Origin of the sequence: Mizugakiibacter sediminis, assembly GCF_000953855.2 — a bacterium.
Classification (GTDB): domain Bacteria; phylum Pseudomonadota; class Gammaproteobacteria; order Xanthomonadales; family Rhodanobacteraceae; genus Mizugakiibacter; species Mizugakiibacter sediminis.
In genome coordinates this window covers 1-18,989 of sequence record NZ_DF970248.1, presented here as the reverse complement: position 1 = coordinate 18,989, position 18,989 = coordinate 1, and the positions used below count along the sequence as shown (strand labels likewise).

19 protein-coding genes are annotated in these 18,989 nt (G+C 70.4%); 13 read left to right on the top strand and 6 right to left on the bottom strand.

All coding sequences use genetic code 11. From position 1 onward, the window contains the following. Nucleotides 1-40 precede the first annotated feature (40 nt). Nucleotides 41-1,552: an aminotransferase class III-fold pyridoxal phosphate-dependent enzyme gene (locus MBSD_RS13260; RefSeq protein ID WP_062537782.1), complete on the bottom strand. Its 1,512-nt coding sequence runs from the start codon at nucleotides 1,550-1,552 to the stop codon at nucleotides 41-43. A gap of 308 nt (nucleotides 1,553-1,860) precedes the next feature. Here MBSD_RS13260 and MBSD_RS13255 point away from each other — a divergent pair, with 308 nt between their 5' ends. The 7 genes from MBSD_RS13255 (at nucleotide 1,861) to secF (ending at nucleotide 9,531) form a co-directional block, all read left to right on the top strand. Further along, nucleotides 1,861-3,057, top strand: a complete 1,197-nt coding sequence (locus tag MBSD_RS13255; RefSeq protein ID WP_062537781.1) for a sensor histidine kinase — start codon at nucleotides 1,861-1,863, stop codon at nucleotides 3,055-3,057. Between the two features lie 55 nt (nucleotides 3,058-3,112). Next, a complete protein-coding gene (locus tag MBSD_RS13250; protein WP_062537780.1) occupies nucleotides 3,113-3,715 on the top strand; it encodes a response regulator transcription factor in 603 nt (200 codons plus the stop codon). Between the two features lie 79 nt (nucleotides 3,716-3,794). After that, entirely contained in the window at nucleotides 3,795-4,862 is a 1,068-nt protein-coding gene (queA, locus tag MBSD_RS13245) for a tRNA preQ1(34) S-adenosylmethionine ribosyltransferase-isomerase QueA (protein ID WP_062537779.1), read from the top strand. A gap of 80 nt (nucleotides 4,863-4,942) precedes the next feature. Then, nucleotides 4,943-6,073 carry a tRNA guanosine(34) transglycosylase Tgt gene (gene tgt / locus MBSD_RS13240; RefSeq protein ID WP_062537778.1) on the top strand — a complete coding sequence of 377 codons (1,131 nt, stop codon included), beginning with the start codon at nucleotides 4,943-4,945 and terminating at the stop codon, nucleotides 6,071-6,073. 147 nt (nucleotides 6,074-6,220) lie between these two features. After that, a complete protein-coding gene (gene yajC / locus MBSD_RS13235; protein WP_062537777.1) occupies nucleotides 6,221-6,553 on the top strand; it encodes a preprotein translocase subunit YajC in 333 nt (110 codons plus the stop codon). A gap of 98 nt (nucleotides 6,554-6,651) precedes the next feature. Continuing rightward, nucleotides 6,652-8,520 carry a protein translocase subunit SecD gene (secD, locus tag MBSD_RS13230; RefSeq protein ID WP_062537776.1) on the top strand — a complete coding sequence of 623 codons (1,869 nt, stop codon included), beginning with the start codon at nucleotides 6,652-6,654 and terminating at the stop codon, nucleotides 8,518-8,520. Nucleotides 8,521-8,592: 72 nt separating this feature from the next. Further along, complete coding sequence (gene secF / locus MBSD_RS13225) at nucleotides 8,593-9,531, top strand: protein translocase subunit SecF (protein WP_062537775.1); 939 nt, start codon at nucleotides 8,593-8,595, stop codon at nucleotides 9,529-9,531. A gap of 173 nt (nucleotides 9,532-9,704) precedes the next feature. Here secF and MBSD_RS13220 read toward each other — a convergent pair whose 3' ends face one another. Then, the gene (locus tag MBSD_RS13220; protein WP_062537774.1) at nucleotides 9,705-10,508 is read right to left on the bottom strand and encodes an inositol monophosphatase family protein; all 804 of its coding nucleotides are present in this window, start codon (nucleotides 10,506-10,508) and stop codon (nucleotides 9,705-9,707) included. Nucleotides 10,509-10,794: 286 nt separating this feature from the next. Here MBSD_RS13220 and MBSD_RS13215 point away from each other — a divergent pair, with 286 nt between their 5' ends. After that, a complete protein-coding gene (locus MBSD_RS13215) occupies nucleotides 10,795-11,574 on the top strand; it encodes an RNA methyltransferase (RefSeq protein ID WP_062537773.1) in 780 nt (259 codons plus the stop codon). On the opposite strand, the gene MBSD_RS13210 is transcribed toward MBSD_RS13215, so the two are convergent. Both MBSD_RS13210 and MBSD_RS13205 read right to left on the bottom strand, forming a co-directional pair. Continuing rightward, nucleotides 11,554-12,156: an exopolysaccharide biosynthesis protein gene (locus MBSD_RS13210; RefSeq protein ID WP_062537772.1), complete on the bottom strand. Its 603-nt coding sequence runs from the start codon at nucleotides 12,154-12,156 to the stop codon at nucleotides 11,554-11,556. The two genes, MBSD_RS13215 and MBSD_RS13210, sit on opposite strands and share 21 nt — an antisense overlap. A 65-nt stretch (nucleotides 12,157-12,221) precedes the next feature. Continuing rightward, nucleotides 12,222-13,550 carry a hemolysin family protein gene (locus tag MBSD_RS13205; RefSeq protein WP_062537771.1) on the bottom strand — a complete coding sequence of 443 codons (1,329 nt, stop codon included), beginning with the start codon at nucleotides 13,548-13,550 and terminating at the stop codon, nucleotides 12,222-12,224. A gap of 156 nt (nucleotides 13,551-13,706) precedes the next feature. Here MBSD_RS13205 and MBSD_RS13200 point away from each other — a divergent pair, with 156 nt between their 5' ends. Then, a complete protein-coding gene (locus MBSD_RS13200) occupies nucleotides 13,707-14,333 on the top strand; it encodes a DUF47 domain-containing protein (RefSeq protein WP_062537770.1) in 627 nt (208 codons plus the stop codon). Between the two features lie 10 nt (nucleotides 14,334-14,343). Next, a complete protein-coding gene (locus MBSD_RS13195; RefSeq protein WP_187300687.1) occupies nucleotides 14,344-15,474 on the top strand; it encodes an inorganic phosphate transporter in 1,131 nt (376 codons plus the stop codon). Between the two features lie 22 nt (nucleotides 15,475-15,496). Here the strand turns inward: MBSD_RS13195 and MBSD_RS13190 are convergent, their stop codons facing one another. Together MBSD_RS13190 and MBSD_RS13185 are read right to left on the bottom strand one after the other, a co-directional pair. Next, complete coding sequence (locus MBSD_RS13190) at nucleotides 15,497-16,189, bottom strand: SDR family oxidoreductase (protein ID WP_062537769.1); 693 nt, start codon at nucleotides 16,187-16,189, stop codon at nucleotides 15,497-15,499. 58 nt (nucleotides 16,190-16,247) lie between these two features. Next, a complete protein-coding gene (locus MBSD_RS13185; RefSeq protein ID WP_062537768.1) occupies nucleotides 16,248-16,655 on the bottom strand; it encodes a hypothetical protein in 408 nt (135 codons plus the stop codon). A gap of 64 nt (nucleotides 16,656-16,719) precedes the next feature. On the opposite strand from MBSD_RS13185, the gene MBSD_RS13180 reads away from it, so the two are divergent. The 3 genes from MBSD_RS13180 to MBSD_RS15235 form a co-directional block, all read left to right on the top strand. Continuing rightward, nucleotides 16,720-17,064: an MGMT family protein gene (locus tag MBSD_RS13180; protein WP_062537767.1), complete on the top strand. Its 345-nt coding sequence runs from the start codon at nucleotides 16,720-16,722 to the stop codon at nucleotides 17,062-17,064. 601 nt (nucleotides 17,065-17,665) lie between these two features. Further along, complete coding sequence (locus MBSD_RS13175) at nucleotides 17,666-18,673, top strand: helix-turn-helix transcriptional regulator (RefSeq protein ID WP_114693275.1); 1,008 nt, start codon at nucleotides 17,666-17,668, stop codon at nucleotides 18,671-18,673. Between the two features lie 119 nt (nucleotides 18,674-18,792). Then, nucleotides 18,793-18,989, top strand: a 197-nt coding sequence (locus MBSD_RS15235; protein ID WP_148667891.1) for a hypothetical protein, incomplete at its 3' end; no start/stop codon positions are given.

Here is an 18,989-nt window from a genome sequence, read left to right as displayed (position 1 = left end):
GGGCGGGTGGGGCGCACCCGTCCGCAGGTTTTCCGCCGGATCAGGCGGCCGCCGCCTTGACCGGCGTCGCGGCGTCCTGGCGCGGCCCCTCGCGCAGCGCCTGGCGCACGTGCGCGATGATCAGGTCGACCTCTTCGCCGCCGATGTCGAAGTGCGGCGTGAAGCGCAGCGAGTTGGCGCCGCCGTGGATCACGCCGATGCCGCGCTCGCGCAGGTACTCCTCGATGCTGCCGGCGCCGTAGCACTTGAACACCGGCGCCAGCTCGCAGGAGAACAGCAGGCCGGTGCCCTGCACCTTGGTGATCAGGCCGCCCAGCTCGTCCTTCAGCCTGCCGAGCTTGTCGACGAACTCGCGACCGCGCGCGCGGATGTTGGCGCGTACCTCGGGGGTGAGCATGCCGAGCACCGCGCAGGCCACTTCCAGCGCGCGCGGATTGGTGGTCATGGTGTTGCCGTAGATGCCCTTGCGGTACAGCGCGGCGGCGCGCGCGTTGACCGCCAGCACCGACAGCGGGTACTGGCCCGCGTTCAGCGCCTTCGAATAGGTCTCGAGGTCCGGCGCTTCCAGGCCCTCGAAGCCCGGATAGTCGACGATCGACAGCACGCCATGCGCGCGCAGGCCGGCCTGGATCGAGTCCACCAGCAGCAGCGTGCCGTGCGCCTGGGTGAGTTCGCGCGCGGCCCGGTAGAACTCCGGCGTGACGGCGCGGCCCGGATCGCCTTCGCCCATCACCGGCTCGAGGAACATCGCCTCGATGAACCAGCCCTGCTTGTCCGCCTCCGCGAACGCGGCGCGCAGCTGCTCGACGCTGTAGGGCTCGACGGTGATCAGCGTGTCCTCGTGGCGGAAGCTGGCGAGGTGCTGCTGGTAGGTCTTGCGCGAGGAGTCCGAATAGATCGCCGGACGCTCGGTGCGGCCGTGGAACGCGCCCTTGACCGCCAGGCGCTTGATCGTGCGGCCGGCATGGCGCGCGCCCGGCTCGGTCATCAGCCTGGCGTTGACGTCGGCGAAGCGGCCGGCCAGCGACACCGACTCCGAGCCGGAGTTGAGGCAGAGGAACTGCACGTACGGGCAGCCGCCGCGGGTGTGGCCGATCTCGCGGCGCACCGCCTCGCTGAAGCGCAGCTGGGCGAGATTCGGCGTCATCACGTTGGCCATCGGCGCCGGCTTCGCCATCGCTTCCAGCACCGGCTGCGGCGTATGGCCGAAGCCGAGCATGCCGTAGCCGCCGCTGTCGTGGATCACCGCGCCCTTCAGGGTGACGATCCAGGGGCCGCGCGCGGCCAGCGCCACGTACGGGTTGACCGCGTCGTCGGGATAGAAATTGACGAAGCCGGCCTGCACGCGGCGGATCTGTTCCTGCTCTTCGAGGGCGAGGAAGTCGGCCATCGACGCGCGCAGCCCGCGGTGCAGCGCGTAGGCATCCTCGATGGCCCCGGCCAGCGCGGCGTCGCGCGCGACGAAGCGCTCGACCGTGGCGTCGTCCAGACCGGGAGTCCGGATGCGGCCGCCGCAGGCGCGCATCTCTTTCAGTTTGTCGATCGGGCCCATCGCTCCTCCTCCTGCCTTCCGGCGCGCCCGCGGCGCCGCCGGAATTTCGTAACTCGTTATGGGTAAAGAAAAATACGGCTCAGGATAGCACAGGGGGCAGGGCCGCGGTACCCCGAGTGACGGCTGTCACGAGCGGGCGGTGATGCCAGCGACTGCCTGTGCCGGTATGCGCGACCGAGCATGCGTGCTGCAGGCGGCGCGGCGCCGGCGCCGCGTTCGCCATCGCTAGTCCCATGCGTCCGCCCGCCTGCGAGGCAGGGGCGCGTTGGCGCGTATCATGCGCGGATGCCCTCGAAGGAGGCTGCGGGATGTTCTTCGAAGTCGCTCCCGATTCGGTGATCGGCAACGCATGCGCCACCGGCCGCGATCCGCGCCTGTCGCGCTGGATCCCGGCGGTGATGCTGGTGTGGACGTTCTGGATCTTCGCCACGCCGCTGTTCGACGGCGGCGACCGCCCCTGGCTGGTGCCGACGCTGGCGTCGTTCCCGGTGTTCCTGTGGCTGTATTTCCGCGCCTACTACCGCAGCGTCGCCGAGGTCCACTGGAGCGCCTACGGCATCGCCGCGCTCGGCTTCATCATCACGCCGGTCAATCCGGGCGGCCAGGGCTACGTGGTCTACGCCTGCGCGTTCATGGCCTTCACCGGGCGCACGCCGTGGATGTCGGTGCGCCGCATGCTGGCGATGCTGGCGCTGTACGCGCTGGAATGCGCGTGGCTGGGCACGCACTGGGTCTTCATCGTCAGTTCGGTGCTGGTGGGCTTCGCGATCGGCCTGTTGAACGTGATGTTCCGCCGCAACCAGCAGCAGAACGCCGAGCTGCGCCTGTCGCACGAGGAGGTGCGCCGGCTGGCGGCGATGGCCGAGCGCGAGCGCATCGGCCGCGACCTGCACGACCTGCTCGGGCACACGCTGTCGCTGGTGGCGCTGAAGTCGGAGCTGGCCGGCAAGCTGCTGGAGCGCGACCCGGCGGCGGCCCTGCAGGAAGTGCGCGAGGTCGAGCGCGTCGCGCGCGACGCGCTGGCGCAGGTGCGCCGCGCGGTGACCGGCATCCGTGCCGCCAGCCTGGCCGCCGAACTCGCCTCGGCGCGGCTGCTGCTGGAATCCGCCAATATCCGCCTGGACTACTGCGGCGAGGATCTCGCGCTGCCGGCGGACATCGAGAACTGCCTGGCGCTGGTGTTGCGCGAGGCGGCGACCAACGTGCATCGCCATGCCAACGCGCATCGCGTCGAGGTCACCGTGGCGCGCGACGGTGACGCGGTGGCGATGAGCGTGCGCGACGACGGCTGCGGCGGCGTCGACGCCAAGGGCAACGGCCTGTGCGGCATGGCCGAGCGCCTGAGCGCGCTGGGCGGGTCGCTGCTGATCAGCTCGCCGCCGGGCGCGGGCACCAGGCTGGATGTGCGCGTGCCGCTGCGTGCGCAGGGTTCCGAGGCGTCCGCATCCGCGGCGCGCGAATCCGCGCCGAGGGTGCCGAGAATCGCGCAGCAGGCGGCGCATTGAGCCGCGTGGAACGACGCCTTAAGGTGCCGGCCTTTCCCTGCGGAGACCGCGACGCATGATTCGCGTGCTGCTCGCCGAAGACCAGGCCATGGTGCGCGGCGCGCTGGCGGCGCTGCTGCGGCTGGAATCGGACATCGAGGTGGTCGGCAGCGCGGCCGACGGCGAAACCGCGTGGCGGGAGTTGCAGCGTCTGGTGCCGGACGTGCTGGTCACCGACATCGAGATGCCGGGCCTGACCGGCCTCGAGCTCGCCCAGCGCGTGCAGCGCCACGAGCTGCCGATCAAGGTGGTGATCGTCACCACCTTCGCCCGCCCCGGCTTCCTGCGCCGCGCGCTCGACGCCGGCGTGTCCGGCTACCTGCTGAAGGATGCGCCGGCGGAACAACTGGCCGAGGCGCTGCGCCGCGTGCACCGCGGCGGCCGCGCCATCGACCCGCAGTTGGCGCTGGAAGCCTGGTCGGACGCCGATCCGCTGAACGACCGCGAGCGCCAGGTGCTGCGCCTGGCCGGCGAAGGCATGTCGGCGGGCGACATCGCCGAGCGTCTCAACCTCTCGCACGGCACCGTGCGCAACTACCTGTCGGAGGCGATCGGCAAGCTCGGCGCCGGCAACCGCATCGAGGCCTACCGCATCGCCCGGCAGAAAGGCTGGCTGTAAGGGGAGAGGGCGCCCGGGGGTGAGCGGGCCACGGGCCGCGTGTACGCTATCCCGTCTCCCGTCTCCCGTCTCCCGTCTCGTGAAGAAATCCGACTTCCACTACGACCTGCCGGCCGAGCTGATCGCGCAGGCGCCGCTGCCCGAGCGTTCCGCCAGCCGTCTGCTGGTGCTGGATGCGGCCGCGCGCGCCTGGCAGGACCGCACGATGCGCGAGCTGCCGCAACTGCTGCGGCCGGGCGACCTGCTGGTGTTCAACGACACCCGCGTGCTGCCGGCGCGGCTGCACGGGCGCAAGGAAAGCGGCGGCGCGGTGGAGATCCTGATCGAGCGGGTCACCGGCGCGCGGGAAGCGCGCGCGCAGCTCGGCGTCAGCAAGAAGCCGAGGCCGGGCGGCCGCATCCTGCTGGGCGACGGCAGCGTGGTCACCGTGCTCGGCCGCGACGGCGAGTTCTTCCTGCTGCGTTTCGAGGGCGAGGAGCCGCTGGAACGGCTGCTGCTGCGGCTGGGCCGCATGCCGCTGCCGCCGTACATCGCGCGCGAGGCGGACGCCGCCGATGCCGAGCGCTACCAGACCGTGTTCGCGCGCGAGCCGGGCGCCGTCGCCGCGCCGACCGCCGGACTGCATTTCGACGCTCCGCTGCTGGACGCGCTGCGCGCGCGCGGCATCGAGTCCGGCTACGTCACGCTGCACGTCGGCGCCGGCACCTTCCAGCCGGTGCGCGTCGAGCGCATCGAAGACCACGTGATGCACCGCGAGTGGCTGAACGTGGGCGCCGAGCTGGTGGAGAAGGTCCGCCGCACGCGCGCGCGCGGCGGACGCGTGGTCGCGGTCGGCACCACCGTGGTGCGCGCGCTGGAGAGCGCCAGCCGTGGCGGCGAGCTGCGGCCGTTCGCCGGCGAGACCGCGATCTTCATCTTCCCCGGCTACCGCATCCGCAGCATCGACGGCCTGATCACCAATTTCCATCTGCCGGAGTCGACCCTGCTGATGCTGGTCTCGGCGCTGGCCGGGCGCGAGCTGATCCTCGACGCCTACCGCCACGCCGTCGAGCAGCGCTACCGCTTCTTCTCCTATGGCGACGCGATGTTGATCTGGCCGGGAGACGGGAAGGGGGAGACGGGAAGCGGAAAAGGGGGCGGCGCGTGACCGTGCCGGCTTTCCGCGAAGACTTGCGCCGGCACCCCGATCCGGCATCCTAGCCGCGGTCTCCCGTCTCCCGGCTCCCGATGCAATTCGACCTTCTCGCCACCGATGGCGCCGCCCGCCGCGGCCGCCTGACCTTCCCGCGCGGCACGATCGAGACGCCGGCGTTCATGCCGGTCGGCACCTACGGCTCGGTCAAGGCGATGACGCCGCGCGACCTGCGCGAGGTCGGTGCGGAGATCATCCTCGGCAACACCTTCCATCTGTGGCTGCGCCCGGGCTTGGACGTGATCGGCGCATTCGGCGGCCTGCACCGCTTCATCGGCTGGGACGGGCCGATCCTCACCGACTCCGGCGGCTTCCAGGTGTTCAGCCTGGCGCACAAGCGCAAGATCACCGAGGAGGGCGTCGCCTTCGCCTCGCCGGTGGACGGCGCGCGCGTGTTCCTCTCGCCGGAAGAATCGATGCGCATCCAGCGCGTGCTCGATTCCGACATCGCGATGATCTTCGACGAGTGCACGCCCTACCTGATCGACGGCGCGCCGGCCAGCGAAGCCGAGGCGCGCCGCTCGATGGAGCTGTCGCTGCGCTGGGCCGAGCGTTCGCGCCTCGCCTTCGACGCGCTGGGCAATCCCAACGCGCTGTTCGGCATCGTGCAGGGCGGCGTGCACGAGGAGCTGCGCCGGCGCTCGGCGGAGGGCCTGTGCGCGATCGGCTTCGACGGCTACGCGGTCGGCGGCCTCGCCGTCGGCGAGCCGGAGGAGGCGCGCAACCGCACGCTCGACGCCACCGTGCCGCTGCTGCCCGCGGAGCGTCCGCGCTACCTGATGGGCGTCGGCCGGCCGCAGGACATCGTCGAGGCCGTGCGCCGCGGCATCGACATGTTCGACTGCGTGATGCCGACCCGCAACGCGCGCAACGGCTTCCTGTTCACCCGCCGCGGCACGCTGCGCATCCGCAACGCGAAGTACGAACGCGATACCCGCCCGATCGAGGAGGGCTGTACCTGCTACGCCTGCCGTTCCGGCTTCTCGCGCGCGTATCTTCGCCACCTCGACCGCTGCAACGAGATCCTCGGCGCGCAGCTCGCCACCATCCACAACCTGCACCACTACCAGCGGCTGATGGCCGACCTGCGCGCGGCGATCGCCGCGGGCACGCTGGAGGACTTCGCCGCGGCCTTCCACGCGGGACTCGCCGCCGGCGTCGATTGACGGACGCGGGGAACCGGCAGGCCCGGCGGCGGTCTCCGTCTGCGCCGCCCCGGCCATGCACGGGTCTTGCCCCCATGGCATAATCCGCGATCTTTTGGTAGGCGGGCCGAAATTCCTCAGGCCGCGCCGCAACTTGCGAGTGACGACATGAGCTTCTTCATCTCCGACGCCTACGCCCAGGCAGCGGGCGGCGCCGCCGCGCAGAACCCGCTGATCTCGTTCCTGCCGCTGATCATCCTGTTCGGCATCTTCTACTTCATGCTGATCCGGCCGCAGATGAAGCGCGCCAAGGAGCACCGCTCGATGGTCGCGGCGCTGGCCAAGGGCGACGAGGTGGTCACCAACGGCGGTCTCGCCGGCCGCGTCGACGAGCTGGGCGACAGCTTCGTCACGCTGGAAATCGCGCCCGGCGTCAAGGTGAAGCTGCAGAAGCAGGCGATCTCGCAGGTGTTGCCGAAGGGCACCCTCAAGTCCTCCTGAGCGGCAGGCCTGAGGAACGGGGCTTTGTTGAACGGTGCGGCCGGGAGTGGCCGCTGCCTTGATGCTCGCGATCACGGACGATCGCAAAGGACCCAGAGATGACCGATTTTCCCCGCTGGAAGTACGCGCTGGTCGCGATCGTGCTGCTGCTGGGCGTGCTCTACGCCCTGCCCAACCTGTATCCGCCGCAGCCGGCCGTGCAGATCTCCGCCAACCGCGGCGCCACTGTCGACCAGGCGCTGCAGGACAAGGTGCAGGGCGCGCTGCGCAAGGACGGCATCGCCTTCCAGTCGGCGGAACTCGGCGCCGACCGCCTGCTGGTGCGCTTCGCCAACACCGAGGTGCAACTGCGCGCTTCCGACGTGCTGAGGCAGGCGCTGGGCGACCAGTACGTGGTCGCGCTGAACCTCGCCTCGACCGTGCCGTCGTGGCTGCGCGCGATCGGCGCCAACGCCATGCCGCTCGGCCTCGACCTGCAGGGCGGCGTGCACTTCCTGATGGAGGTCGACCAGAAGGCGGTGCTGGACAAGCAGCAGCAGCGCTACGTCGACGACATCCGAGCGTTGCTGCGCGACAAGGGCGTCCGCTACCTGTCGGTGGAGCGCGGCGCGCAGGGCGTGGTCGCCACGCTGCGTTCGGACGCCGACCGCGAGCGGGCGGCGACGCTGATCGTCGGCGAGATGCCGGACCTCACCGTCGAGAACGGCGCGGTCGCCAACGACGCCTACGCGCTGAACATCGCGATCAAGCCGGACAAGCTGCGCGAGATCGCGCAGAACATCATCAAGCAGAACCTCGGCACGCTGCGCAACCGCGTCAACGCGCTGGGCGTGTCCGAGCCGATCATCCAGCAGCAGGGCGACAGCCGCATCGTCGTCGAGCTGGCCGGCGTGCAGGACACCGCCGAGGCGAAGAAGATCCTCGGCGCCACCGCCACGCTGGAATACCGCGCCGGCATCGCCGGCCCCGGCGATCCGCGCACCACCGACGCGGTGCGCAACGGCAACGTGCCGCCGGAGGCGCGCCTGTACTACGGCCGCAACGGCGAGCCCTACCTGCTCAGCAAGAAGGTGATCGTCACCGGCGACGAGCTGGCCGACGCCGCGTCCGGCTTCGACCAGCAGACCGGCTCGCCCAAGGTCGACGTGACGCTGAATGCGGCCGGCGCGAAGAAGATGCTGGACTTCACCACCGACAACGTCGGCAAGCCGATGGCGGTGGTGTACATCGAGCGCACCCCGGAGACCAAGATCGTCGACGGCAAGGAAGTGCGCACCACCAAGATCACCGAGCAGGTGATCAGCTACGCCACCGTGCAGGGCGTGTTCAGCAAGCAGTTCCAGACCACCGGCCTCGCCAGTCCGAAGGAAGCCTCCGAGCTGGCGCTGCTGCTGAAGGCCGGCTCGCTGGCCGCGCCGATGGACATCGTCGAGGAGCGCGTGATCGGCCCCAGCCTCGGCCAGGACAACATCCGCAAGGGCGAGCAGTCGGTACTGCTCGGCCTCGGCGCGGTGCTGCTCGCCGCGGCGCTGTATTACAAGCTGTTCGGCCTGGTCGCCGACATCGCACTGTTCTTCAACCTGGTGCTGCTGCTGGCGGTGATGTCGATGATCGGCGTCACCCTGACCATGCCCGGCATCGCCGGCATCGTGCTGACGCTGGGTATGGCGATCGACGCCAACGTGCTGATCTGCGAACGCGTGCGCGAGGAACTGCGCAACGGCTCGACGCCGCTGGCCTCGATCCGCGCCGGCTACGACAAGGCCTGGGCGACCATTCTCGACGCCAACGTCACCCATCTGATCGCCGCGTTCGGCCTGATGACGCTGGGTTCCGGCCCGATCAAGGGCTTCGGCGTGACGCTGTTCATCGGCATCCTGACCTCGATGTTCACCTCGGTCACCGTCACGCACGCGATCACCGCGCTGTTGCACGGCGGCCGCAAGCTGAAGACGCTGTCGGTGTAAGGGTTTTGTCGCATCGTGCGGCCATGGACGGCCGCTTTGCCCGGACTCGGACTTCCGCATAGAGACACCTGCATGGAAATCTTCAACCCGAACAGCAACATCGACTTCCTCGGCTGGCGCCGCGTCAGCGTCACCATCTCGGCGATCCTGATGATCGCCTCGGTGGTGCTGATCTTCACCCGCGGCCTGAACTACGGCCTCGACTTCACCGGCGGCGTGGTGGTCGAGGTCGAGTACGCGCAGCCGGTGGACGTCGGCGAGGTGCGCCAGGCGCTGTCCGCCGGCGGCTTCGAGAACGCGGTGGTGCAGAGCCTCGGCGGCACCCGCCAGCTGGCCATCCGCCTGCAGCCGAAGGGCGACCAGAAGAATGCCGACAAGGTCGCCGGCGACGTGGTCGCCGCGCTGAAGGCGAAGCGCGCCGACGTCAAGCTGCAGCGCCACGACTTCGTCGGCCCGCAGGTCGGCGAGGAGCTGCGCACCGGCGGCGTGGTCGCGGTGATCTTCGTGATCATCGGCATCATGATCTATCTCGGCCTGCGTTTCGAGAAACGCTTCGCGCTGGCGGCGCTGGCCAGCGAGGTGCACGACACCGTGCTGACCGTCGGCGTGTTCGCGCTGGTGCAGCGCGAGTTCGATCTGACGGTGCTGGCCTCGGTGCTGGCGGTGGTCGGCTACTCGATCAACGACAAGGTGGTCGTGTTCGACCGCGTGCGCGAGCTGTTCCGCTCCTCGCGCAAGGCCGATCCGGAGCAGATCCTCAACCGCGCGATCAACTCCACCCTCTCGCGCACGATCATCACCTCGCTGTTCACCGGCATCACCATGGCGGCGCTGTACTTCTTCGGCGGCCCGGTGGTGCACGGCTTCGCCATCACCATGCTGATCGGCATCCTGATCGGCACGCTGTCGTCGATCTTCTTCGCCAACCCGATCCTGCTGTGGCTGGGCGTGTCGAAGAAGGACCTGATGCCGGTGACGCGCGAGAATCCGGAGCTGGCGCGCCGGCCCTGAACGGCGCGTTGCGCGGTCTCGAAAACGCGGACGGCCCGGAGCGATCCGGGCCGTTTCGTTTTGCAGGGCAGAGCGGCCGTGGCCGCGACCCGGGGCAACCGGTCGCGGCCACGGCCGCTCCTGCGCAAGCGAGGTTGGCGGGGACCGAGCGGCGTCCCGTCGACGGCGGTGTCTCAGGCCTTCAGCAACTCCGGCGGCGAATGCGCCTCGATCACCGCCTGCATCGCCTGCGCGACCTTGAGGCCGCCGGCGATGATGTTGCCGCTGGCGGGGATGCCGTCGCGGCCGGCGAAGTCGCAGTAGCGGCCGCCGGCCTCGCGCACCAGCAGGCAGCCGGCGGCCATGTCCCACGGCTTCAGGCCGATCTCGAAGTAGCCGTCGAGGCGGTTGGCGGCGACGTAGGCGAGGTCGAGCGCGGCGGAACCGGTGCGGCGAATGTCCTCGGCTTCCACCAGCAGCGCGCGGGTCATGCCGAGCTGGGCGTCGAGGTGGCGGCGCTGGCGGTACGGAAAGCCGGTGGCGAGCAGCGCGCCGGCCAGGCCCTCGCGCGCGTTGATGCGCAGGCGGCGGTCGTTGAGGAAGGCGCCGTCGCCCTTGCTGGCGGTGAACATCTCGTCGCGCAGCGGATCGTAGATCACGCCGTACACCGGCTCGCCGCGGTCGAGCATGCCGATGGAGACGCAGAAGTGCGGCAGGCCGCGCAGGTAGTTGTGCGTGCCGTCCAGCGGATCGATCACCCAGGTCTGCCTGCCGCCGCCGGCGGCGCCGGACTCCTCGGCGAGGATGGCGTGGCCGGGGTAGGCGCGCTTCAGCTCGCGGATGATCTCGGCCTCGGCGAGGCGGTCCACCTCGCTGGCGAAGTCCATGCGCTGCTTCTCCACGACCGCCAGGCTGTCGAGGCGATTCATGTAGCGCAGGATCACGCTCCCTGCGGCGCGCGCGGCACGTACCGCGACGTTGACGGCGGGTCTGGGCATGGCTTCGTCGGACGGCTGGGAAAGAACGGGCCGCGCGGTCGGGCCGGGCGGCGGCGGGCAAGTTTAGCAGAGGCGGGAGACGGGAAGCGGGAAGCGCATCGGGAGGCGGATCGACGACGCGAGCCGCGCACTCCCCGCGCCGTCATGCCGGCTTGCGCCGGCATGACGGGTTTTTCGAAACGATTCGGCATGGAATCCCGCTTGCGCATCGGCGGTGGTCCAACGATGCTTGTCCGTCTTCCGTCTTCCGTCTTCCGTCTTCCGTCTTCCGTCTTCCGTCTCCGCCATGCCTCCATCCTCCCACCGCATCCGTTTCGTGCTGGTCCGCACCTCGCATCCCGGCAATATCGGCGCGGCGGCGCGGGCGATCCGCACGATGGGCTTCGCGCGGCTGGTGCTGGTGGCGCCGATGCGCTATCCCGACGCCGAGGTGCAGGCGCTGGCGGCGGGGGCAGACGACGTGCTCGAGCGCATCGTGGTCGTTCCCGATCTGGTGGAAGCGATGGCCGACTGCCGGCTGGTGCTGGGCCTGAGTGCGCGCCGGCGCGGCGTGACCCTGGCCGAACATACGCCGCGCGGCGCCGCCGCCGAGGCGCAGGCCGCCGCGGCGCGCGGCGAGGAGATCGCGCTGGTGTTCGGCAACGAGCGCACCGGGCTGGAGAACGACGAGCTGCAGCGCTGCCACGCGATGGTGCGCATCCCCAGCGTCGACGACTTCGGCTCGCTCAACCTCGCCCAGGCCGTGCAGGTGATGGCCTACGAACTGCGCCTGGCCGGGCTGGAGGCGCCGCCGGCGCCGCCCGCGCCGCGCGATCCGCCGGCGACGGCGGCGGAGATGGAGGCGTTCTTCGGCCACCTCGCCGCGACGCTCGATGACATCGACTTCCACAAGGGCCGCTCGCCGCGCACGATCCTGCAACGCCTGCGCAAGCTGTTCCTGCGCGCGCAGCCGGACAGCCGCGAGCTGCGCGTGCTGCGCGGCATCCTCTCCGACGCGCAGCGCATGGCGCGGCTGGCGCGCGCGGCCGGCGCGCGCGGCGCGGGCTCAGAACAGGCGTCCGAGTAGCGCGAGCAGGTTGCCGCTCAACAGTGCCGCGGCCGCGATCACCGCGACGGAAGCGGCCCAGATGCCGAGCAGCAGGGCGCCGTCGCGCTCGCTCAGCACGATGCCGAAGGCCAGCAGCAGCGCGCCGAACAGGTAGTTGGTGAACGGGATCGGCAGCGACAGCAGCAGCCCCAGCAGCACCAGCAGCAGCCCCGAGAACAGCGTCGCCGGCCGCCGCGTCAATGCTTCCAGCCGCGGCCGGCAGACGCGCTCGATGCGGCGCATCGCCGGCGCGGTGCGTTCGAGGAAGCGCAGCACCGAGGCGCGGGCGAAGCGCCGCCGCCGCAGCCAGCCCGGCAGCCACGGCCGCTCCAGGCCGAGCAGCATCTGCCCGCCGGCCAGCACCACCAGCGTGCCCATCACGCCGCCGACGCCGATCGGCACGGGGATGAAGTTGGGGATCGCCAGCAACAGCAGCAGGAAGCCGAACGCGCGCGTGCGCAGCGGCTCGAGCAGGGTGTCGAAGCCGATGGTGTCCTCGGGGTGCGCGGCGACCGTGTCGACGAGCAGTTCGGTGGTGCGGCGTTCGTGGGGATGCATCATGCGGCTTCCATCATGCCGGACCGGCTTGAACGCGGTTTGAACCGGCGACGGTCGCGCGCGCCTGCTCAGTCGTCGCGGTCCGGTTCGGGTTCCGGCGCGGCCGGCACCACCAGCACCTTGTCGATGCGCGCGCCGTCGAGGTCCAGCACCTCGAAGCGCACGCCGCGCCAGGTGAATGCCTCGCCGGTCTGCGGGATGCGGCCGAACTGCGCCATCATCATGCCGGCGACGGTGCGGAAGTCGTGGTCCTCCTCGTTCGGCAGCTGCTCAAGCAGCAGCAGCTCTCGCAGGTCGTCGGTGGGCAGGGCGCCGTCGACGAGATAGCTGCCGTCGTCGCGGCGGACGATCGGCGCGTCCTGCGGCGCCTGGCCTTCCGGCGGGGCGGACTTGCCGACCACGGCGGCCAGCAGGTCGTTCAGCGTGACCAGGCCCTCGATGTCGCCGTACTCGTCGACCACCAGCGCCAGCGGCGTCTCCGCGTCGCGGAATTCCTCCAGCAGGTCGAGCGCGCGCGCCGTCGCCGGCACGTACAGCGGCCTGGCCAGGGTGCGGAACAGGTCGAGCGCGCGCTCGCCGCGGGCGAACGCCTCCAGCAGGCTCTTCACCTCGAGCACGCCGAGGATTTCGCTTTCGCTGCCGCGGTAGACGGGGTAGCGCGAGTAGGGCGTCTCGCGCAGTACCTCGAGGTTCTCCGCCAGCGGCGCGGCGGCGTCCAGCCAGGCGATGCGCGGGCGCGGCGTCATCACGCTGTCGACGGTGCGGTCGCCCAGGCGCAGCACGCGGCTGACCATGTTGCGCTCGTCCATGTCGATCACGCCCTGCTCGGCGCCTTCGGCGATCAGCAGGCGGATCTCCTCCTCGGTGACCTCGCCGCGGCCGGCACGGTCGAGCCGCAGCAGCTTCAGCACCAGGCCGCTGGCGCGGTTCAGCACCCACACGAACGGCGCGGCGAGGCGCGACAGCACCAGCATCGGCACGCCCACCGTCACGGCGATGCGCTCGGGCGCGACCAGCGCGGCGCGCTTCGGCACCAGCTCGCCGACCACGATGTTGACGAAGGTGATCAGGGTGAAGCCGATCAGCAGGCCGATCAGCGGCGCGTAGGGCACCAGCCAGTCGCCGCCGTGCAGCGCCAGCCAGTCGGCCAGGCGGTGGCCGATCGAGGCGCCGGTGGCGGCGCCGGTGATCAGCGTGATCAGGGTGATGCCGACCTGCACCGTGGACAGGAAACGCTCCGGCGTTTCCGCCAGCGCCAGCGCGATCTCGGCGCGGCGGCTGTGCTTCGCCATCTGCTTCAGGCGGCTCTTGCGCGCGGCCACCATCGCGATCTCGGACAGCGCGAAAAAGCCGTTCAGCAGGGCCAGCAGGAACACCAGGCCGAGTTCGGTCAGCATCGCGGGGGGATCGCAGTGGGCATCCCGGGCAGTGTAGCAAGCCGCCGCCTGCCGCTGCCGTCCGGGCCGGCCGGGGCGTCGTGTAACATAGGCGCAATTTGCGCCGCACCCGCGAGGTGCAGGCGGTTCCATCCTGCGCATCGAGAGGCCGCACGCATGTTTTCGCTGCAGACCATGTTCGGAAAGGGCGACAAGTTCTACGGCCTGCTCGAGGCCAGCGCCGAGGCCGCCCGCGAGAGCGCGGCGGCGCTGGTGGCGCAGGTGGGGAAGGGGGGCGGGGCCTCGCTGGAGGATTTCAGCCTGGCGCGCCGCCGCGAGAAGGACCTGGCCGCGCAGATCAGCGAGGAGCTGGTCAACAGCTTCGTCACCGCGCTGGACCGCGAGGACATCGAGGCGCTGTCCTCGGCGCTGTACAAGATCCCGAAGACCGTGGAGAAGTTCGCCGAGCGCTACGCGCTGGTCGGCGAACGCCTGCAGGGCATCGACTTCCTGCCGCGCGCCGAGCTGCTGCACAAGGCGACCGACGTGGTCGCGCGGATGGTCGGCCTGCTGCGCGACGGCATGCGCATCGACCGCACCAAGAAGCTGCAGGACCAGTTGCAGTCCATCGAGTCCGAGGCCGACCGCCTGCTGCTGGAGCCGTACCGCACGCTGTACGCCACGGCCACCGATCCGATGCGCGCCATCCTGGCCAAGGATCTGTTCGAGCTGCTGGAGAAGGCGATCGACCGCTGCCGCGACGTCGGCAACGTGGTCTACGCGATCGTGCTGAAGCATTCGTGAGGCCGGTGCCGTGAGCCTGACGCTGGTCCTGGTCGTCGTCCTGATCGCGCTCGTCTTCACCTACATCAACGGTTTCCACGACACCGCCAATTCGATCGCCACGGTGGTGGCGACCAAGGTGCTGAGCCCCGGCCAGGCGGTGCTGCTGGCGGCGATCACCAACCTGCTCGGCGCGCTGTGGGGCACCGCGGTGGCGAAGACGATCGCCTCCGGCCTGATCGACGCGGGCGTGGTCGACGTCGGCGCGCGGCTGCTGATCTGCGCGCTGCTCGGCGCCACGCTGTGGAACCTGATCACCTGGTGGTGGGGCCTGCCGTCCAGTTCCAGCCACGCCCTGGTCGGCGGACTGTGCGGCGCGGCGCTGGCGGCTTCCGGCGGCGACTTCGGCGCGATCATCTGGTCGCAGGGCGGCGCGCACTGGTGGGAGGGCAAGGGCGTGATCCCCAAGGTGGTGGTGCCGATGGTGGCCTCGCCGATCATGGGTTTCGCGCTCGGTTTCCTGCTGATGGGACTGCTGCTGGCGCTGGTCGCCTGGCTGGGCAACCGCCGCGGCTTCCTGCGCCGGCTCGGCCGCACGCCGTTCGTCAACGCCTTCTTCGGCAAGGCGCAGATCCTGTCGGCCAGCGCGATGGGCCTCTCGCACGGCATGAACGACGCGCAGAAGACCATGGGCATCATCGCGCTGGCGCTGGCCAGCGCCACCGCGGCCGGCCAGCTCGACGGCCTGCCGCATTGGCTGCAGTTCCTGCGCATCCCCGAGGACGCCGGCGGCGGCTTCCCGGTGCCGGTGTGGGTGAAGGCGCTGTGCGCGCTGGTGATGGCGGCCGGCACCGCCGGCGGCGGCTGGCGCATCATCAAGACGCTCGGCCACAAGATGGTCAAGCTGCACCCGATCAACGGCTTCGCCGCGGAGGGCAGCTCGGCGACGGTGATCATCCTCGCCTCGCTGTTCGGCATCCCGGTGTCGACCACGCACAACGTCTCGGCGGCCATCATGGGCGTCGGCGCGGCCAAGCGCCTCAACGCCATCCGCTGGACGGTGGTCGAGCGCATGGTGTGGGCGTGGATCCTGACCCTGCCGATCACCGCGCTGCTGGCCTACGCGCTGGTGCGGTTGGCCGACGCGCTGTTCGCGCGCTGAGCGCGCGAACGGTGCTGCCCGCCTAGGCCGGCGGGTAGACCTCGACCTCGTGGATGCGGCCGCGTCCGCTGCGCGTGGCGAGATGCAGGATGGTGGCCGCGAGCTCGTCCGGGCCGATCCAGCGGCTGGGGTCGCTGTCGGGCATCGCCGCGCGGTTGGCCGGCGTGTCCACCGACGCCATCGGGTAGACGATCGCCACCTCGACGCCCTGCGGCGATACCTCCGCGCGCACCGAGCGCAGCCAGGCGACCAGCGCCGCCTTCGACGCCGCATACGCGCCCACCTGCGCGCCGCCGCGGATGGCGGCCACGGCGCCCACGCCCAGCACGAAGCCCCGCTTGCGCTGCAACATGTGCGGCAGCACGGCGCGCGTGGCGTTGAAGGCGGTGCGCAGGTTGATGTCGAGCTGCGCCTCCAGCGCCGACGGCGCGGTTTCGGCGGCCGCGGCCATGGCGAAGCCGCCGGCGATGTTGAGCAGCGCGTCCACCGCGCCGAAATGCCCGATGACGTGCGCCAGCGCGGCGTGCGCGGCCGCGTCGTCGGCCAGGTCGGCCTGCACCACCAGGTGGCGCGGGCGATCGCGCTCGAGGCGCTGGCGTTCGGCGTCGTTGTAGGCGATCAGCGCCAGGCGCCAGCCGGCGGCCTCGAAGGCGTCGATCACGCTGGCGGCGATGGCGCCGCCGGCGCCGGTCACGATGGCAGTGCTCTGGGACATGCGCGGTCTCCCCTGAATCGAGGCCGCGAGTATCCCATACGGGGAACGCCGGCGCGGCTCAGAACGCGTCGGCTTCGCTCGAGATCGCCTGTTCCAGCTGGTCGCCGAGCGGGCCGATCTCGCCGATCAGCCGCTCCAGCTCGCGCTCGTCGAGCAGCTCGTAGGGGCGGTTCTCGCACAGGTGCAGGTAGGGCGAGCCGTCCAGATCGCTCACCGCCAGGTAGCCGACGCGCTGCTCCCAGTTGAACTGCAGGCAGCGGCGCGCGTCGGTGCCGGTGAGCGGCCCGATCGGCGTGGAGATGCGCAGGAACTTGCGGCCGTCCTCGCCCTCCAGCTCGGCCAGGTAGATGCCCTGGTGGCGGCGGCTGCGCGCCAACGTCAGGTCGAAGCTGATCAGGTAGGGATCGTTGGTGCGCAGCGGATAGCGTCCGCTGACGTGCGCCCGGATCTGTTCGAAACTCTGCATCGGGCACCTCCCGCGGAACCGTCGGCGGGAATGGTACCCTGCCTGTCCGCACGACCGCACGCGCATGAAACCCGAGCACGACCGCATCCTGCAGGCGATCGCCGCGATTCCGCGCGGCCGCGTCGCCAGCTACGGCGCCATCGCCGCGCGCGCCGGGCTGCCGCGGCGCGCGCGCCTGGTCGGCCGCGTGCTGCGCGAGACGCCGGACGGCGCGGAACTGCCCTGGCACCGCGTGCTGCGCGCCGACGGGCGCATCGCCTTTCCGCCCGGCAGCCGCGGTTTCCGCGAGCAGGCGCGCCGCCTGCGCGCCGAAGGCGTGCAGGTGCGCGCGGGCCGCGTGCCGCTGGCGAGCTTCGGCCTCGATCCGGACCTCGACCGGGCGCTGTGGGGGCCGCGGCTCGGGCTCTGAGCCGCGGCGGGCACGGATCGCGCGGCCGTTCTGCGCCGCGCCACTGCGGCGCCGACGTCCGCCGGGATGCCGCGCCGGACGCAGGGGACTGGAAATTGGCCGCGCCCGCATATACGATGCTATTCGTACGTAGTATTACGTTGCACGCATGGCCTTGCGCGTGCCGGCGACGGGCGCCGCCGCGGGGCGGATTGGCAGGAGGTCCTGGCGCAACGGAAGCGGGGCGGGCCGCATCGCACCACCTGCGGCCGACACGGGCCATGCGGGAACGGCGAAAACGCAGCAATTGAGTCAGTTGCCGGCAATTGGGGCATTACGCGAATCACTTGCTGCCGCCCGCTGCGTGTCCGAATGTCGCCATGCGCCGATCAGGCGGTTTTGGGAGTGTGTATTCGCAATGATCGAAACACGCCCGGAGCGATGTCTGGAAGTGCCACGGAAGATGCGATCGACACGCCATTTTCCGACAACGAATGCGACATCAATGAACCGTATTCGAGACCACCATGACAGCCCGATTGGATAGGCTTTGCTCGCCCTCCAACGGGCAGAGTTGTGACACAAGCAAGCCCCTCGGCACGCCATCGGGACCGGGACCCCGATGGCTGCCTCTTTTCGTTTGCGCACGCACGATCCATGTGGCGCGCGCCATGCCGGGCGGTACGTCGGCATGAGGATGCTCGCGCGACGGGTCGAAGCGGGCGCGCTGCTGTCGCTGGACCGCGACCAAGCGGGCGGCGTACCGGCGCATGGATTGCTTGCATTGACACTGGGCGAAGGCGCCGCCGTCGCTCTGCCCGCGAAAATCGCCGGCCTGTGGTGTCCGCTGGGCGGACGCGTGCAGATCGCGACACCCGACGGGCAGTTCCAGATCCGTGCCGGCGCGATCTGCGTCTCGGATTCGGAGCGTCCCGTCGAAGTGTCGATGGGCGTGGGCGGCACCTGCGTGGCGCTGCTGGCTTCGCAATCCGCCTGGGCGCAGATCGCCGTCATCTCGGATCGCACGCGCGACGCGCCGCCCGTGCTGTTTCCGGCCGTGCACGGCGTCGGCGGCGATCTCGGCCAGCGGCTGCTGCGGCTGGCGCAGGACGCCGCCCAGGAAGACGGCAAGCGCCCGTGGCCGGCCTGGCGCATGCTGTGGCTCTCGCAGACGCTGCAGGATCTGCAGGCGGAGTTTGCGCCGCTGGTGGCGCGCTGCCCTGGCCGTACCGCCGCGCGCAAGCGGCAGGTGTTCCTGCGGTTGCAGCGCGTGCGCCATCACGTCACCACCAATCCCCGCATCGAATTCGACATCCCGCAGCTCGCGCGCATGGCGAACTACTCGCCGTGGCACTTCATCAAGGTGTTTCATGCGGTGTTCGGCGAGGCGCCCTACGCCTACCTGATGCGCTGCCGGGTCGAGCATGCCCGCCGGCTGATCGAACAGGGAGCGCTCGCCGTGGGCGAAGCCGCGCGCGCCGCCGGCTTCGAGAGCCGGGCCACTTTCAGCCGCGCCTTCCGGCAGCGCTTCAGCACGTCCGCATCGGAATTGCGCCGCGCCTCCACTGCGACATATGGAACGGAACCGGAAGCGTCCATTCCGGAAGTCACCAAGAAGGCGGCGGGCTGATTTCCACAGTAAATGAGACTTCATCCCGCAGCGGCGTGTCTTTGCGATATTTTTACGGAATCTAAACTCCTGCTGGGCGGCCTGTGTACCGACCCTAATTCCATTAGCAGGAGAAGATCATGTCCAACCCGCTGCTGCGGCGGTCCATCCGCACCATCCTCGAAGCACGTGCATTGGGAACGGCATCGCTGATGCTGCCCGCCATGCTGCTGGCCAGTCCCGGAGTCGCCAGCGCCCAGGACGCCGGTGGAAATTCGCCGACGCCGCAGAAGGCGCAGTCGCTCGAAACCATCGTGGTCACCGGTTCGCGCATCCG

Bases quoted from the DNA above. Each gene is read 5' to 3' on its own strand.
- MBSD_RS13260 (WP_062537782.1), bottom strand. From the start codon at position 1,552: ATGGGCCCGATCGACAAACTGAAAGAGATGCGCGCCTGCGGCGGCCGC.
- MBSD_RS13255 (WP_062537781.1), top strand. From the start codon at position 1,861: ATGTTCTTCGAAGTCGCTCCCGATTCGGTGATCGGCAACGCATGCGCC.
- MBSD_RS13250 (WP_062537780.1), top strand. From the start codon at position 3,113: ATGATTCGCGTGCTGCTCGCCGAAGACCAGGCCATGGTGCGCGGCGCG.
- tgt (WP_062537778.1), top strand. From the start codon at position 4,943: ATGCAATTCGACCTTCTCGCCACCGATGGCGCCGCCCGCCGCGGCCGC.
- yajC (WP_062537777.1), top strand. From the start codon at position 6,221: ATGAGCTTCTTCATCTCCGACGCCTACGCCCAGGCAGCGGGCGGCGCC.
- secD (WP_062537776.1), top strand. From the start codon at position 6,652: ATGACCGATTTTCCCCGCTGGAAGTACGCGCTGGTCGCGATCGTGCTG.
- secF (WP_062537775.1), top strand. From the start codon at position 8,593: ATGGAAATCTTCAACCCGAACAGCAACATCGACTTCCTCGGCTGGCGC.
- MBSD_RS13220 (WP_062537774.1), bottom strand. From the start codon at position 10,508: ATGCCCAGACCCGCCGTCAACGTCGCGGTACGTGCCGCGCGCGCCGCA.
- MBSD_RS13215 (WP_062537773.1), top strand. From the start codon at position 10,795: ATGCCTCCATCCTCCCACCGCATCCGTTTCGTGCTGGTCCGCACCTCG.
- MBSD_RS13210 (WP_062537772.1), bottom strand. From the start codon at position 12,156: ATGATGCATCCCCACGAACGCCGCACCACCGAACTGCTCGTCGACACG.
- MBSD_RS13205 (WP_062537771.1), bottom strand. From the start codon at position 13,550: ATGCTGACCGAACTCGGCCTGGTGTTCCTGCTGGCCCTGCTGAACGGC.
- MBSD_RS13200 (WP_062537770.1), top strand. From the start codon at position 13,707: ATGTTTTCGCTGCAGACCATGTTCGGAAAGGGCGACAAGTTCTACGGC.
- MBSD_RS13190 (WP_062537769.1), bottom strand. From the start codon at position 16,189: ATGTCCCAGAGCACTGCCATCGTGACCGGCGCCGGCGGCGCCATCGCC.
- MBSD_RS13185 (WP_062537768.1), bottom strand. From the start codon at position 16,655: ATGCAGAGTTTCGAACAGATCCGGGCGCACGTCAGCGGACGCTATCCG.
- MBSD_RS13180 (WP_062537767.1), top strand. From the start codon at position 16,720: ATGAAACCCGAGCACGACCGCATCCTGCAGGCGATCGCCGCGATTCCG.
- MBSD_RS13175 (WP_114693275.1), top strand. From the start codon at position 17,666: ATGGCTGCCTCTTTTCGTTTGCGCACGCACGATCCATGTGGCGCGCGC.